This window comes from Ramlibacter sp. GCM10027632 (assembly GCF_042675325.1).
Classification (GTDB): Bacteria; Pseudomonadota; Gammaproteobacteria; order Burkholderiales; family Burkholderiaceae_C; genus Ramlibacter.
The window spans coordinates 1-14,535 of the sequence record NZ_JBHTGW010000003.1; the positions used below are offsets into that span (position 1 = coordinate 1).

Here is a 14,535-nt window from a genome sequence, read left to right on the forward strand (position 1 = left end):
ACCCGGCCCCGGCCCCGGCCCCGGCCCCGGCTGCGGCTGCGGCCCCGCCCGCTCCCGCGGCGGCCAGCGCGGTGCGTCCGCCCGTGCAGGTCGCCGCGCCCGCCGCGGCGCCAGTCGCCGCACCCACTGCCGTGCCTCCCGCGGCCCCGGCGCTCGCCAGCCTCCCGGCCGCGGCCGCCAAGCCGGGACCGGCGAGCAACGCCTTTGGATTCCGTGTCGGCGACCGCTGGAATTACCAGACCGTGGATAAGTACAAGGCCGAGGTCATCGAGAACTGGTCGCGCCGGATCGGAAGCATCGCGCCGGACGGCAGCCTGCTCACCACCACAGGCACGCTCCTGTCGCCCGAGGGCAACGAGCGGAAGACGTCGAACCGGGTGTTCCAGTCCCGGACCTTCGACAGCGCCAACATCATGATCCCCCGCAACCTCAGCGTCGGTCACCGGGAGAACTTCAAGTTCACCGAGCGCTCCACGCGCCTTGACGGCACCGAGATCGAGCAGTCCTGGAGCGGCACCCTCGAGGTGGTCCGCACCGAGCGCGTGCGCGTGCCGGCGGGAGAGTTCGAGGCCTTGCGCATCGAGCGCAAGGCCTCGGTCGATGGGCGCGAGCCGGGCAGCGTCCGCACCTGGTCGGGAACCCTCGAGCAGGTGCTGTGGTACGTCCCGCAGGTACGCAGCTACGTCGCCAACGACTTCACCTTCCGGCCCCGCCTCGGGGCGGCGGACCGCTTCCGCGTCGAGCTCACGAGCTACGAAGTCGCGCCCGGCCCGGTCGCCCTGGCCCGCTGACGCATGCCGCAGACCTGGCGCTCCCGCCTGGCGGCCTGGCCTGCGCGCGTCGGCGGCTGGCCGACGTCGCGCGTGCTCGGCGGCCTGCTGGTCCTGTTCTGCGCGTGGATCGTGATGGACCTGCGGGTCTTCCACGTCGGCAACGGCCTGTCACGCTCCACCTATGACGTGATGGTGCGCTCGCGCCTGTGGGCCGCGCCGCCCGATCCGCGCATCGTCATCGTCGACATCGACGAGGCCAGCCTCGCGCGCATGTCCGGCGAATTCGGTCGCTGGCCCTGGCCGCGTGACACGCTGGCGACGGCGCTGGCGTACCTGGAGGGCCAGCAGCCCGCCGCCATCGCCTGGGACATCCTGTTCGCCGACCCGGACCGCCTCAGCCCCGGCGGCGACGCGGCCTTCGACGCCCAGGTCGCCGCGGGCCGCCGCAGCCACTTCTCCGTGGTGCGGCTGCCCGCATCCAACGACGGCGCCAGCCAGCTCACGCAGGCGCAACTGCCCGGGCTGTGGGCTTCGCCGGCGCAGGGTGCGGCTCCGGCCACCGTGGCCCTGATCCCGCCGGCGCTGCCCGCGGTGGCGGCCGCGCCCCTGGGCCTGACGAACGCCACCCCGGACGAGGATGGCGTGATCCGTCGCCACGCCGCCGGCGAGCGCCTGGCCGACGGCGGCGTGCTCCAGTCGCTGCCGCTGGCGGTGCTGGGCTCTCTGGACCCCGCCGCGGCCCGCGCCCGCACCGAGGCCCTGCGCGCGGCGCCGCCGGGCGCCATGCCGCTGGTGGCGTGGCGGCACAAGGAAGGCGCCTACCCGCGCATCTCCTTCGCCGACCTGTTCGCCGCGGCCGAGGGACAGCCCGGCGCCGCGCCGCTGCCGCCGCTGGCGGGCAAGGTGGTGGTCATCGGGGCCACCGCGCCCGCGTTGCACGACCTCCACGCCACGGCCTTGTCGGCGCGGCAGCCCGGCGTCGAGACGCTCGCCACCCTGATCGACAACGAGCTCAACGCGCGCCATGTCGCCGAACTTCCGGCGGCGGTGCAGGCCGCGCTGGCCATGGCGCTGTGCGCGAGCATCGCCTGGCGGATGCGGTTCCGCAGCCTCGCGGCGCTCGACGCGGCGCTGGTCGCGGTGCCCGGCGCGCTGATGGCGGTCAGCTTCGCCAGCCTGCACACCGACCGCCTCTTCCTCGACCTGCAGATGGCGGCGGGCTGGACCCTGGGCTTCCTGGCCCTGGTGCGCCTGTGGGCCGGCTGGCGGCGGGCCCACTGGTGCGCGCCGCCCGCGGCCGCCGCGCCGCTGGCGGTGTGGCCGCTGCGCGCCGGCGCCGCCGGCTGGAGCGAGGCGGGCGTCAGCCGCCTGATCCTGGCGCTCGAGCGCCAGGCGCCGGCCTGCCGGCTGCTGCTGCCGGCGTCCGGTCCCCACGCCTGGCCGGCGCTGTCGCGGCTGGCGGCAGTGGTCGGTCCGGCGGCCGAACTCGCGCAGGCGCTTGACCGGCTGGCCCGCGGCCTCGATGGCGAAGTCGCCGCCGGCGCCTTGCACCCCGTGCCCGAGGGCGCCGGCACCGGGCGGATGCTGGAAGCCGCCGCGCAGGCCTGGGCCGCCCAGGGCCTGGCCCCCCACAAGGAGTCCCTTGCATGAACTGTCCCCTGATCTCCCGGGCTCGCCCTGGCCGAGGGTGGCGCGGCGTGGTGGCCGGCGTGCTGTGCGCCGCCAGCCTCGCGGCCGCGTCGGCCGAGCCGGTCACCACGCTGCGGCCCACCGAATTGCGTGCCGACAAGTTGCCCACCGCGCCGGTGAGCGCCCCGCTCGAGGCCGGTGCCGAGGTCCGCCTCCTGAGCCTCGAGGGCGGCTGGGCCTGGGTCGAGGCCCGCGGCCAGCGGGGCTGGGTGCGGGCGGGCACGCTGCGCTTCCCGGCCTCCGCCGCGCCGGCGTCGCAACTGGCCAGCGGGCGGCTGGCCGGCGGCAATGCCGCGGTGGCCCTCACGGTGCGCGAGCTGCTGCCCCGGTCCAACCGGCACGCGCTGATCATCTCGGTCTCGCGGTACGCCGACGCGGCCTACGCGCCGCTGCCCGGCGCGAGGATCGACCGGGAGTCGGCCACCCAGATGGCGCTGGCCATGCAGGTGCCGGCCTCGAACATCCGCTACCTGCTCGACGAGCAGGCCTCCGGCGCGGCGATCCGGCAGGCGGTCCGCGACCTCGACGCCCGCGTGCAGGACGGCGACCGCGTCTTCATCCACTTCTCCGGCCACGGCACCCGCTACGCCGAGAACGGGGCCTCCGAGTGCACCGAGGCCTTGCTGGGGTATGACGGCGGCTGGCCCGGGACGCTGTCGCACCGCGAGATGGCCGACCTGCTGGCGCCGATCACGCGCAAGACCGACAAGCTGTTCGTGATGTACGACGCGTGCCACTCCGGCGGCCTTGTCGCCAACCGGCGCGCGGGCGCTGCCGACCGCGCCTGGGCCAACGCCAACGACGAGGGCCGGCTGCGGGCGCGCTTCGCCGTCACCACGCAGCAGTGCGCCGCGCCCTCCAACGTGCGCACCCGCAGCCTGTCCGACGAGGTCACCGGCCGCGGGGCCTTGCCGCAGGACATCGTGCACCTGTCCGCGGCCCGCGCGGACGAGATCAGCTTCGAGGACGAGAACAAGGGCGGCCTGGCCACCCAGTTCATGCGGGACTGCCTGCTGCGTGAGGCGAAGGACCTGGACGGCTCCGGCGCGGTCACCATCGACGAGGTCCGCCAGTGCGCCCAGGCCAAGATCGAGCAGCGCCTGCGCGGGGACTCGCAGTTCCTCGCCCACCACCTGACGCTGTCCGGCAACCGCGGCTTCGTGCCGGCCTGGTTCAGCCTGGCGCCGCCGTCGCAGCAGCAGGCCGGTGCCCCGTCCACCGGCGTGCTGGCTGCGGTGGCGGCCACCCCGCCGGCGCCGGCGAAGCCGGCTGCGCTCCCGCCCGCGGCTCCTGCGGCTCCTGCGGCCATCGCGCCGGCCCCGGCACCGGCCACCGTCGCGGCGCCCACGCCCCTGACCGGCGTGCAGGCCCTCCAGCAGCTGCACGACCAGCGCGATGCCAAGCGCCGCGTGCAGGTCACGCTGGCCTCGGGACGGCTGCGGATCGGGCAGGACCGGCTGGCCCTGTCGGTGCAGTCGGACCGGCCGGGCCATGTCTATGTGGCACTCGCCGGCTCGGACAACCGCTCGCTGCACCTGCTCTTTCCCAATGCGCTCGACGCGGACAACCGCATCGAGGCGGGCCAGCAGCTGCTGCTGCCGCGGCCGTCCTGGCCGGTGGTGGCCGCCGGCCCGGCGGGGACCAACCACCTGCTGGTGATGGTGGCCGACGCGCCGCGCGACCTGTCCGGGCTGGCGCGCGCGGACGGCAGCCCCTTCGTCAGCTCCCTCAACGACGCCCAGGGCCGGGCCCGCCTGGGGGCGCTGGTGACGCAGTCCCGCGCGGCCGGCGGGATGGCCTGCCTGTCCGCCGCCGGCCAGTCCGCGCGGCCCGAGTGCTCGGATGCCTTTGGCGCGGCGCTGGTGGCCGTGGAGGAAGTCCGGTGAGGCGCCCGATCCTGGCCATGGCCCTGGCGCTGGCATGCGCCAGGGCGGGGGCGGCCGAATGGCTGGTCACCCCCGCCGAGGCCGTCGAAATGGGGGGCGCGCAGGGCTACGAGGCCCCGATGCCGCTGCGCGGTCGTTCGGCGACGCCGCGGGTCGAGCTCGTGCGGCCGGACCTCGGCGCGCAGCCCCGCATCCGGCCCCCGGTGAGCATCGCCGTGCGCTTCGTGCCGTTGCCGGACGCGCCGATCGACCCCGCCAGCTTCCGCGTGTTCTATGGGGCGATGAAGTTCGACATCACCTCCCGGCTGGAACGGTTCGTGAGCCTCACGCCCACCGGCTTCAGCCTGGAGAATGCCCAGATCCCGCCCGGCCGGCACCGGCTGCTGGTGCAGGTCCGCGACGACAAGCAGCGGGTGGCGGAGGCCGACCTGCGCTTCGAAGTCGAATAGGGCGCACCCGCGCGCCCGCCCCGGTGGCTGGCTTATAGTCCCCGCTCTTTCCTCCTGCCGAGACACTCCATGCTCCGTCGCCACATCCTCTCGATCGCCGCGGCCGCCGTCGCCGGCGGCCTGTCCGTCCCCGCGTTCGCGCAGCAAGCCGCCTACCCGAACAAGCCGATCCGCCTGATCGTGCCGTTCCCGCCCGGCGGCGGCACCGACATCCTCTCGCGCCTGATCGGGCAGAAGCTCACCGAGAGCGCGAAGTGGACCATCGTCCCGGACAACAAGGGCGGCGCCGGCGGCACCATCGGCATCACCGAAGCCACCAAGGCCGCGCCCACCGGGTACGACCTGGTCATGGGCCAGAAGGACAACCTGGTCATCGGCCCCTGGCTGTACAAGAACCTGCCCTGGGACCCGACGCGCGACCTCGTGGCGGTGGCGCACGTGGCCTACTCGCCGGTGATCATCGCCACCAGCGCGAACTCCCGCTTCAAGACCCTGGCCGACGTGGTCGCTGCCGCCAAGGCCGCCCCCGGCAAGGTCACCTACGGCTCCCCCGGCAGCGGCACCTCGATCCATCTGGCCGGCCACCTGTTCGAGAAGGCCGCGGGCATCGACCTGATTCACGTCCCGTACAAGGGCTCCAACCCCGCGCTGATGGACACCCTCTCGGGCAACGTCGACCTGCTGGTGTCCTCCGTGCCGTCGGCGATGGCGCAGATCAAGGCCGGCAAGCTGCGCCCGCTGGCGGTGACCTCGATCAAGCGCAGCTCCTCGCTGCCCGAGGTGCCCACCGTCGCCGAGTCCGGCTTCAAGGACTTCGACGTGAGCACCTGGTACGGCCTCTTCGCGCCCGCCGGCACGCCGGCAGCCATCGTCAACCAGGTCAACGCCGAGGTGAACAAGCTGCTGGCGCAGCCCGAGGTGCAGGCCGCCATCCAGGCCCAGGGCGCCGAGCCCGAGGCCATGACGCCGGCCAGGCTCCAGGCCCAGCTTCGCACCGAGTACGCCAAGTGGAAGGGGATCGTCGAGGCCTCCGGGGCGAAGATCGACTGATCCCGCGAGTTGCCAAACGAATTAATTTGAAATTGTTGAGTAGGTAGATATGCTCAATCCCGCAGGAGGCGGGAATGAGCGATCCATCCGGGCCGGGCCCTGGCATCCGCGAAGCGCGCAGCGGCCGCCAGCGCTTCTTCCACAACTACAACCGGGCCATCGGCATGGCCTACGGCGGGCTCCTCCTGGGGTTGTCCGCCTTCTTTGCCTTCCTCCTCCACCAGGGGGTCGACGACGAGCTGGCCCTGATCCGGGGCCAGGTCGAGCGCCACGGCCAGTTCCTCGAGTTCGTCCTGCGCTCCTCGACCGACCAGATCGAGGCGATGCGCATGTCCGCGGCGGCGGACCTCGCCTCGGGGCGCGGTTGCGCCGCGGGCCGGGCCGCCCCCGGCGGCGCGGGCCTGCAGGCGTCTGGCGGCGGCTTCCACCGCGACGCGCTTGCCGAGCGCGATGCCGGCGGCAACCTGGTCGGGGACGGCCCGCTGGCCGGCCGTGCCCCCGAGTTCTACTGCGACCTCGGCGCGGCCCTCGGGCTGGACAACCAGCTCGGCGCGATGGCCTTCCAGCTGCCCAACGCCGCCCGCGCCCGCTTCATCACCGATCAGGGCTTCTACCTGCAGGCGCCATGGCAGCCTTCGCGCGGCCTGGCCCCGCCGGCCCGGCTGCTGCATGAGCCGGTCTGGCGCCAGGGCCTGCCAGCCGCCAACCCCGACCGCACGAAGTACTGGGCGCCGCCGTACTTCGGCGGCGAGGATGCGGGCCTGCTCGCACCGGTGGCCGTGCCGGCCTACGACCGGGACCGCTTCGTCGGCGTCATCGCGCTCGACCTGAGCCTGGACTACCTGAACCGGATCAACAGCGCCTTCGGCTACCCCCTGGGCCGGGTCTCGGTGGTCGATGCGCGGGGCCGGGTGCTGGCCCACCCCGGCCTGTACCGGGACCCGCTGGCGGTGCGGGAGGCGCCGGCGTTCGAGCGCGCCTTCGACCGGGCGGTCCTGGCCAGGCCGGCCAGCCTGGTGGCCCTGCAGGCGCATGTGCCGGTGACGCTGGACGACTGGGTCTTCATCCGCCGCCCCTTCGTCTCGGCGCCCTGGCAGCTGGTGTACGCGGTGCAGCGCGAGGCGCTGTGGCGCAAGCTCCTGCTCGAACGCGGCCCCGCCATGGCCGGCGTGCTGGCAGCCCTGATGCTGCTCATGGCCGTGACCTACGCGGTCACGCTGCGCGAGTTCGTCGGTCCCGCCGCCAAGCTGGTGGCGCATGTGGAGGCCGAGTCCACGCTGGCGGCCCGGCCGGTGCCGCGGGTGCCTGCCAGCTGGCGGCCCTGGTTCGACGCCATCTCGCGGGCTTTCCGCGAGTCGGTGCAACTGGGCAGCCTGCGCAAGGAGGTGGACATCGCCGCGCGCATGCAGCAGTCGATCCTGCCGCGGCACTGGCCGCAGGACCCGCGCTTCACCCTGGTGGGCACCATGCGGCCGGCCAAGGACATCGGCGGCGACTTCTACGACCACTTCTGGCTCGCCGGCGGCGCCTGCGGCTTCGTCGTCGCCGACGTGAGCGGCAAGGGGATCTCGGCCGGCCTGTTCGGGATGGTGTCCAAGACCCTGCTGCGCCTGACCGCCACGCAGCGCCAGCTGCCGCCGGGAAGCGTCGCCCGCGAGGTGAACGATGCGCTGTGCGCCGACAACGAGTCGAGCATGTTCGTCACCGCCTTCTACGCGCGCTACACGCCGGGCAGCGGCGAGCTGGTGTACGTGAACGCCGGGCACCCGCCGCCGCTCCTGCTGCGCGCCGACGGCCGCGTCGAGTGGCTACCGGGCACCGGGGGGACCGCCTTCGGCGTGATGGAGGACCTCGATTACGAGGAGCGTGTCGAGCACCTGGCGCCTGGCGACACGCTGCTGGTGTTCACCGACGGCGTCACCGAGGCGGTCGACGGGCGCGGCGAGGAGTTCGGCCGTGACCGGCTCGGCGCCTTGTTCGAGGGGCAGGCGGCCCTGCGGCCGGACGAGGCGATCGACCGCGTGGTGCAGGCGGTGGCGGCCTTCGCCGGGGAGGTCGAGCAGTTCGACGACATCACCTGCGTGGTCCTGCACTGCGTGGGGCAGGGGGAGGGCGAATGATGCACAGGCCGTTCGTGGGGCGCCTTCTTCGCCTCATGGTCTGGGCGGCTGGCAGCCTCTGTGCCACCGTCCTGGCCGATACGCTGGACAACATCCAGCGACGCGGGGAACTGGTGGTGGGGGTCAAGCGCGATGTGCCGCTGTGGGGGCAGCTCGACGTGGCGAGCGGGCGAATCGTCGGCCTGGAGCCCGACCTCGCGGGTGACCTCGCGGCGCGACTGGGCGTGCGGCTGCGGCTGGTCGGGCTTCTGAGCGCCGAGCGTCAGGAGGCGCTCGAGCAGCGACGGGTCGACCTGCTGCTGGCCACCTTGTCGGACACGCCGGAGCGGCGCAAGCGGATGGCCATGGTCTTGCCCCACTATTACGCCTCAGGCGTGAACATCCTGGCTCGCCGGCAATGGTCTTTCCGTGAGTGGGGCGACCTGCGCAATCGCCGCGTCTGCGGTCGCCGAGGGGCCTACTACAACCGCGCGATGACCGTGAACGCCGGCATGGACCTCGTCCCGCTCTATGACAACGCGCGCGCGCTTGCAGCCTTGCGGGACGGACGCTGCGATGCGGTCCTGTACGACGACACCAACATCATCGCGATGCTCCAGGAGTCGCACTGGTCGAACGAGTTCGAGATGCCGCTCAAGACCGAACTCGTCGTTCCATGGGCCATCGGCGTGCACCTCGAAGACACGGGCAGTCGCCTCGCGCAGGCCGTGTCGCAGGCCGTGATCGATTGGCACCGCACCGGGCGCATCGTCGAACTGGAGCGCAAGTGGGGCATCCCGGCTTCGGATTACGCGCAACGCAAGATGGCCAGTTGGCGTCGGCGATCGCCGGGCGGATTCGTCTGTGGCGTCGCCGTCGGACCGGCCACGCCCGAGGAGTGTCTGTGACGACGCCCGCAGGCCCCTGGCGCGTCCCCATGGCAGAGGCCTATGACCAGTATTTCTCTTCGCGCCACTACGACCAGCGCTACCCTGCGCCTAATCCTGGCACGCTCGAGTTCCTGTGGTCGCAGGGCGCCCACCGGGCCACGCGGGTTCTCGACGTGGGGTGCGGCAATGGACGCTATGCGTTGGCCCTGCTGGCGGGGGGCGGCGGCGAACTGGTGGGCTGTGACATCTCGAGGGCCGCGCTGGCGGAATTCAGTGCGCGCCTGCAGGCCCATCCTGGCAGGGAGCGGGTCCAACTGGTGCTTGGCGGTCCGGAGGATGTCCCGGCAGGGACCGGGTTCGACTGCCTGCTGATGCTGTTCGGCGTCCTGGGTCACATCGGTCCGCGTACGGAGCGGATCAGGGCGTTGAGGGCCATGCGTGCGCGAGCTACCGAACAGGCCCTGCTGCTGCTGTCGGTTCCCAGCGTGTGGCGGCGCATGCCGATTGCGCTGGTGCGTTCAGCGCTGCATCGAGGCAAGGTTCCTCGCGAAGACGATGCCTGGAGCGATATCCGCTACCACCGAGTGATCGGCGGGCGACGGGTGGACTTCCATTACCACCTCTATGGCCTCGCCTCCCTCGAGGCTGAACTTGCAGAGGGCGGCTGGGAAGTGGTGGCGGCCCGGGCCGAAAGTGTGTTTCCCGAGCGGCTGGTGTGCCGCTCGCAGGGGTTCGCATGGCTCGACGGTTGTCTCCAGCGCTGGCTGCCCGCCAGCCTGGGTTACGGCATCCTCGTGGCGGCCCGTCCGAGGGCCATGGTGGCTTGAGCCGTGACACGGTGGATGCAGGCGCTCATGCTGACCATGTGCCTCGTGGCGCAGGCGCGCGGCGCCGTCAAGCCCAGCGAGACCCTGCAGCTTGCGCAGGCGCGCGGCGCACTGGCCGTGGGCGTCAAGGCCGACTACCCCCCTTTCGGCTTCCTCGACGCCCAGGGCCGGCCGCAGGGCCTGGAAGTCGACCTGGCCCGCGACCTCGCCCGGCGCCTGAACGTCTCGCTGCGCCTGGTGCCCGTGACCGGCGCCAACCGCCTGCAGAAGCTGGAGGACGGCAGCGTCGATGTCGTCATCGCCACCATGGGCGACACCGCGGACCGGCGCCGCCTGGCCACCGCCGTGGAGCCGAACTACTACGCCTCGGGGGCCACGCTGTTCATGCGTCCGGAGTCCCGGGTGAGGGACTGGAGCGAGCTGCGCGGGCAGGTCGTCTGCGCGGTCCAGGGCAGCTACTTCAACCGGCCGATGGCGCAGCGCCACCTGTTCGAGCTGCTGATGTTCAACTCGGCCCGCGACGCCCGTCTCGCGGTGCGCGACGGCCGCTGCGCCGGCATGCTGTTCGACAACACCGCGATCTGGGCCGACCTGCAGCACCCCGACTGGGCCGGCTACAAGGCGCCGCTGCCGCCCGTGATGAACGTGGCCTGGACGATCGCGCTCTCGCGCAAGGAGGCCGGCAGCGAGCTCGAACGCATCGTCGGCAACGCCGTCGCCGACTGGCACCGCAGCGGCTTCCTCGCCGAACGGACCCGGGCGTGGGGGCTGCCGCCGTCCCAGTTCCTGGCCGAGGCGCAGGCGCTGTGGAGCCGCCGGGGGGCCGGCGGCCACCTGGTGTGCCGACGCGACCCGCAGGGCGCGTGGCCGGCGGAATGCCGAAACCGCCTGTTCCTCACCCCGCAGGACGTCGGCGGCCTGCACCAGTTCGGGCTGTCCCTGCGCGACGCCACCGGCATCGACCTGAGCTTCGTCTACGACGATTTCGACCGCGGGCGCTTCCTGCGCGGCCTGGCGACCTCGGTGGCGCTGATGCTCGCCTGCCTCGCCGGCAGCCTGGCGCTTGGCGTCGCGGGCGCGCTGCTCGCCGAATCTCGGTTCCTGCTGCTCGGGCCGCTGGCGCGGGCACTGGCTGCCTGGGGGCGGATGACGCCGCCGCTGCTGCAGATGTACCTGGCCTTCTTCGGCGCCGGCGCCGTGGCCTGGCAGGTCTGGGGCGTGAGCCTGTCGGCCTTCGGCGTGGCCACGGCCTGCCTGTCCTACTACACCGGCGCAGCGGTCATGGCCGCCCTGCTCGACGCCTGCGAGCATGAGCGCGGCGACCAGCCGGGCTTCCGCCTCAGGCTGCGCTCGCTCGGCCGGGCCTACGGGCTGGCCGCCGGGTCGGTCACCTCGTCGCTGGTCAACGTGACCAAGGCCACCATGATGTCCTCGGCCATCGCGGTGCCCGAGCTGATGTCGGCGGCGACGGCCATCGTGGTCGACAACGGCAATGTGGGCGAGGTGATGAACGCGCTGCTCCTCACTTTCGTGCTGCTGGTGGCCGGGACGCTGTGGTCCCTTCAGCGGCTCCAGCTGTGGCTCCAGCGGAAGGGGTGGCGTGTATGAGCGCGGACCTGGGCCTGGAGCTGCAGGCGCTGGCGACGTGGACGCCGTTCCTGCTCGAGGGCTTCCTCTGGAACATCGCCATCGCCGCCCTGGCCATGGTCCTGGGGACCGTGGCCGGCGCCGGCCTGGCGTGGCTGCGGATGTCCCGCCACCCGCGCCTGGCCCGTGCCAGCCTGGCACTCACCGGCCTGAGCCGCAATGTGCCCACCATCGTGTTCCAGTTCTACCTGGCGCTGATGCTCCCGGGCGAATGGCTGGTGCCCGGTACGGACTGGATCATCGGCGTGCCGGCCTGGGTCAAGGCCGCCCTGGCCCTGGCCGTGGCGGTGGTCGGCTTCACCTCGGACAACCTCGCCACCGCGCTGGGCGACTGGCGCCAGGGCCACCGGTCTGCGGCGCTGCTGTTCGTGCCGGCCTGGGGCACCTACCTGGTGATCATCGTCATCGCCTCCAGCACCGCCTCCATCATCGGCGTGGGCGAACTGGTGTCTCGCAGCAACGCGGTCATCAATGCCACCGGCCAGACCGGCCTGATGGTGCCGGTCTACCTGTACGCCATGGCGATCTTCTTCGCCTTCTGCTGGCCCCTGGTGGCCGGGCTGCGGCGGGCGCGCAAGGCGTTGGCTGCCCGCTACGCCCGCGCGGGCGGGTAGGGCCACTCCGATAAGATCCGGCGTGGAGTCTCCCCACGCATGGCAACAACCCATTCCGCCCGCAAGGGCATCATCCTCGCCGGCGGCGCCGGCACCCGGCTGCACCCGGCCACGCTCGCGATCTCGAAGCAGCTGCTGCCGGTGTTCGACAAGCCGATGGTCTATTACCCCCTGGCCACGCTGATGCTCGCCGGCATCCGCGAAGTGCTGCTGATTTCCACCCCCCAGGACACGCCGCGCTTCGAGCAGCTGCTCGGCGACGGTTCGCAGTGGGGCATGAAGATCGTCTACGCGGTGCAGCCGCGCCCGGAGGGACTGGCCCAGGCCTTCATCATCGGCCGCGAGTTCCTCGCCGGCTCGCCCTGCGCCATGGTGCTGGGCGACAACATCTTCTACGGCCATGACCTGGTCAAGCTGCTGCGCGAAGCCAGCGACGACCAGGACCACGCCACCGTCTTCGCCTACCGCGTGAAGGACCCGCAGCGCTATGGCGTCGCCGCCTTCGACGCCGAGGGGCGCGCCACCTCCATCGAGGAAAAGCCCGCCAACCCGAAAAGCAATTTCGCGGTGACCGGCCTGTACTTCTACGGGCCGGACGTGGTCGATGTCGCCGCCGCCGTGAAGCCCTCGGCCCGTGGCGAGCTCGAGATCACGTCGGTGAACCAGCACTACCTGGCCGCCGGCCGCCTCAAGGTCAAGACCATGGGCCGCGGCTTCGCCTGGCTGGACACCGGCACCCATGAGAGCCTGCTCGAGGCGAGCCAGTTCATCCACACCCTGGAGCAGCGCCAGGGCCTGAAGGTCGCCGCGCCCGAGGAGATCGCCTGGCGCAATGGCTGGATCGACGACGCCCGGCTCGAGACGCTGGCCGCCGCCCTCGGCAAGAGCGGCTACGGCGAGTACCTCCTGGCCGTCCTGCAGGGGCCGCGCGCATGGTGAACGTCGTCCAGACCCGCCTGCCCGAGGTGCTGATCATCGAGCCCAAGGTGTTCGGCGACGAGCGCGGCTTCTTCATGGAGAGCTGGAACGAGCGGGTGTTCAGCGAGGCCGCCGGCTACCCCGTGCGCTTCGTGCAGGACAACCACTCCCGGTCGGTGCGCGGCGTGCTGCGCGGCATGCACTACCAGCTGACGCAGCCCCAGGGCAAGCTGGTGCGCGTGGTGGCCGGCAGCGTGTTCGACGTGGCCGTCGACATGCGCCGCGATTCGCCGCGCTGCGGCCAGTGGGTCGGCGTGGAGCTGACCGCCGAGAACAAGCGCCAGCTGTGGGTGCCCCCGGGCTTCGCCCACGGCTTCCTGGTGCTCTCGGAGAGCGCCGATTTCCTCTACAAGGCCACCGACTACTACAACCCCGGCGACGAGAAGGCCCTGGCCTGGAACGATCCCACGGTGGGCATCGAATGGCCGCTGGCGCCGGGCCAGCAGCCCGCGCTGTCGGCCAAGGACCAGGCGGCCGCACGCTTCGCCGACGCGGCGTTCTACTGACATGGACCGCGTCGACGCCATCGTTATCGGCGCCGGCGTGGTCGGCCTCGCGGTCGGCCGCGCGCTGGCGCAGGCCGGGCGCGAGGTCATCGTGCTGGAGTCCCAGGCCGCCATCGGCCAGGGCGTGAGCTCGCGCAACAGCGAGGTGATCCACGCCGGCCTGTACTACACGCCCGGCTCGCTGAAGGCCCGCCTGAGCGTGCGCGGCAAGGCGTTGCTGTACGCGCTGTGCGAGTCGCACGGCGTGGAGCACCGGCGCTGCGGCAAGCTGGTCGTCGCCTGCAGCGAGGACGAGGCCGCCGCGCTGCGCAAGCTGCAGGCCCGCGCCGAGGCCAATGGCGTGCCGGTCGCCTGGCTGGACGCGGCGCAGGCCCGCGCGCTGGAGCCGGAGCTGACCTGCACCGCGGCCCTGCATTCGCCCACCACCGGCATCGTCGACACGCACGGCCTGATGCTCGCACTGCAAGGCGACATGGAGCGGCACGGCGGCATGGTGGCCCTGATGTCCGAGGCGCAGGGCGCGGTCATGGGCCGGGGTGGCGAGCCGCATGTGGTGCGGCTGGCGGATGGCTCTGAGCTGGCCACGGGCCTGCTGGTGAACGCCGCCTCGCTGCACGCGTGCCATCTGGCGCGCCGGTTCGAGGGGCTGGACCCGGTCCACGTGCCCGTGGCCTCGTATGCCAAGGGCAATTACTACAGCCTCACCGGCAAGGCGCCGTTCTCCCGCCTGGTGTACCCGGCGCCCTCCGATGCCTGGCTGGGCGTGCACCTCACGCTGGACCTGGGCGGACAGGCCCGTTTCGGCCCCGACCTGCAGTGGCTGGATGCCGCCACGCCGGAAGACATCGACTACGCCGTCGACCCGCGCCGGGCCGATGGGTTCTACGCCGAGGTGCGCCGCTACTGGCCCGGGCTGCCCGATGGCGCCCTGGCGCCGAGCTACAGCGGCGTTCGCCCCAAGATCCACCGCCCCGACGAGCCCGCGCCCGATTTCCGCATCGACGGCCCGGCCCGCCATGGCATTCCCGGCCTCGTCAACCTGTTCGGGATCGAGTCGCCCGGCCTGACCAGCGCGCTGGCCATCGCCGAGGACGTCGCGGCGATGCTGGCGGCCTGAGGCCTGCCGG

The 14,535-nt window shown here is 72.5% G+C and carries 13 protein-coding genes; all 13 read left to right on the forward strand.

All coding sequences use genetic code 11. The features are described 5' to 3' along the window. Positions 1-791 (forward strand): hypothetical protein (locus ACFQZY_RS06020; RefSeq protein ID WP_377413910.1); only part of this gene is annotated, 791 nt, incomplete at its 5' end. A gap of 3 nt (positions 792-794) precedes the next feature. Further along, entirely contained in the window at positions 795-2,423 is a 1,629-nt protein-coding gene (locus ACFQZY_RS06025; RefSeq protein ID WP_377413912.1) for a CHASE2 domain-containing protein, read from the forward strand. Further along, positions 2,420-4,348, forward strand: a complete 1,929-nt coding sequence (locus tag ACFQZY_RS06030; protein WP_377413914.1) for a caspase family protein — start codon at positions 2,420-2,422, stop codon at positions 4,346-4,348. The genes ACFQZY_RS06025 and ACFQZY_RS06030 overlap by 4 nt, the downstream gene beginning before the upstream one ends. Further along, a complete protein-coding gene (locus ACFQZY_RS06035; RefSeq protein ID WP_377413916.1) occupies positions 4,345-4,797 on the forward strand; it encodes a hypothetical protein in 453 nt (150 codons plus the stop codon). Before ACFQZY_RS06030 ends, ACFQZY_RS06035 begins: the two co-directional genes overlap by 4 nt. A gap of 69 nt (positions 4,798-4,866) precedes the next feature. Continuing rightward, entirely contained in the window at positions 4,867-5,847 is a 981-nt protein-coding gene (locus tag ACFQZY_RS06040; protein ID WP_377413919.1) for a Bug family tripartite tricarboxylate transporter substrate binding protein, read from the forward strand. A gap of 74 nt (positions 5,848-5,921) precedes the next feature. Next, positions 5,922-7,967, forward strand: a complete 2,046-nt coding sequence (locus tag ACFQZY_RS06045) for a SpoIIE family protein phosphatase (RefSeq protein WP_377413921.1) — start codon at positions 5,922-5,924, stop codon at positions 7,965-7,967. Further along, entirely contained in the window at positions 7,964-8,854 is an 891-nt protein-coding gene (locus ACFQZY_RS06050) for a transporter substrate-binding domain-containing protein (RefSeq protein WP_377413923.1), read from the forward strand. Before ACFQZY_RS06045 ends, ACFQZY_RS06050 begins: the two co-directional genes overlap by 4 nt. Beyond that, entirely contained in the window at positions 8,851-9,663 is an 813-nt protein-coding gene (locus tag ACFQZY_RS06055; protein WP_377413925.1) for a class I SAM-dependent methyltransferase, read from the forward strand. The genes ACFQZY_RS06050 and ACFQZY_RS06055 overlap by 4 nt, the downstream gene beginning before the upstream one ends. A 27-nt stretch (positions 9,664-9,690) precedes the next feature. Continuing rightward, positions 9,691-11,271, forward strand: coding sequence for a transporter substrate-binding domain-containing protein (locus tag ACFQZY_RS06060; RefSeq protein ID WP_377413927.1), 1,581 nt, complete (start codon positions 9,691-9,693; stop codon positions 11,269-11,271). Further along, positions 11,268-11,924 carry a polar amino acid ABC transporter permease gene (locus ACFQZY_RS06065; RefSeq protein WP_377413930.1) on the forward strand — a complete coding sequence of 219 codons (657 nt, stop codon included), beginning with the start codon at positions 11,268-11,270 and terminating at the stop codon, positions 11,922-11,924. The genes ACFQZY_RS06060 and ACFQZY_RS06065 overlap by 4 nt, the downstream gene beginning before the upstream one ends. 39 nt (positions 11,925-11,963) lie before the next feature. Then, positions 11,964-12,863 (forward strand): glucose-1-phosphate thymidylyltransferase RfbA, encoded by a 900-nt coding sequence (gene rfbA / locus ACFQZY_RS06070; protein WP_377413933.1) that lies wholly within the window; start codon positions 11,964-11,966, stop codon positions 12,861-12,863. Beyond that, entirely contained in the window at positions 12,860-13,408 is a 549-nt protein-coding gene (rfbC, locus tag ACFQZY_RS06075; RefSeq protein ID WP_377414541.1) for a dTDP-4-dehydrorhamnose 3,5-epimerase, read from the forward strand. The genes rfbA and rfbC overlap by 4 nt, the downstream gene beginning before the upstream one ends. A gap of 1 nt (position 13,409) precedes the next feature. Continuing rightward, positions 13,410-14,525, forward strand: coding sequence for an NAD(P)/FAD-dependent oxidoreductase (locus ACFQZY_RS06080; RefSeq protein WP_377413936.1), 1,116 nt, complete (start codon positions 13,410-13,412; stop codon positions 14,523-14,525). Positions 14,526-14,535 lie beyond the last annotated feature (10 nt).

Coding starts and splice junctions, on each gene's coding strand:
- ACFQZY_RS06050 (WP_377413923.1), top strand. CDS start 7,964: ATGATGCACAGGCCGTTCGTGGGGCGCCTTCTTCGCCTCATGGTCTGG.
- ACFQZY_RS06080 (WP_377413936.1), top strand. CDS start 13,410: ATGGACCGCGTCGACGCCATCGTTATCGGCGCCGGCGTGGTCGGCCTC.
- ACFQZY_RS06045 (WP_377413921.1), top strand. CDS start 5,922: ATGAGCGATCCATCCGGGCCGGGCCCTGGCATCCGCGAAGCGCGCAGC.
- ACFQZY_RS06030 (WP_377413914.1), top strand. CDS start 2,420: ATGAACTGTCCCCTGATCTCCCGGGCTCGCCCTGGCCGAGGGTGGCGC.
- ACFQZY_RS06060 (WP_377413927.1), top strand. CDS start 9,691: ATGCTGACCATGTGCCTCGTGGCGCAGGCGCGCGGCGCCGTCAAGCCC.
- ACFQZY_RS06040 (WP_377413919.1), top strand. CDS start 4,867: ATGCTCCGTCGCCACATCCTCTCGATCGCCGCGGCCGCCGTCGCCGGC.
- ACFQZY_RS06065 (WP_377413930.1), top strand. CDS start 11,268: ATGAGCGCGGACCTGGGCCTGGAGCTGCAGGCGCTGGCGACGTGGACG.
- ACFQZY_RS06025 (WP_377413912.1), top strand. CDS start 795: ATGCCGCAGACCTGGCGCTCCCGCCTGGCGGCCTGGCCTGCGCGCGTC.
- rfbA (WP_377413933.1), top strand. CDS start 11,964: ATGGCAACAACCCATTCCGCCCGCAAGGGCATCATCCTCGCCGGCGGC.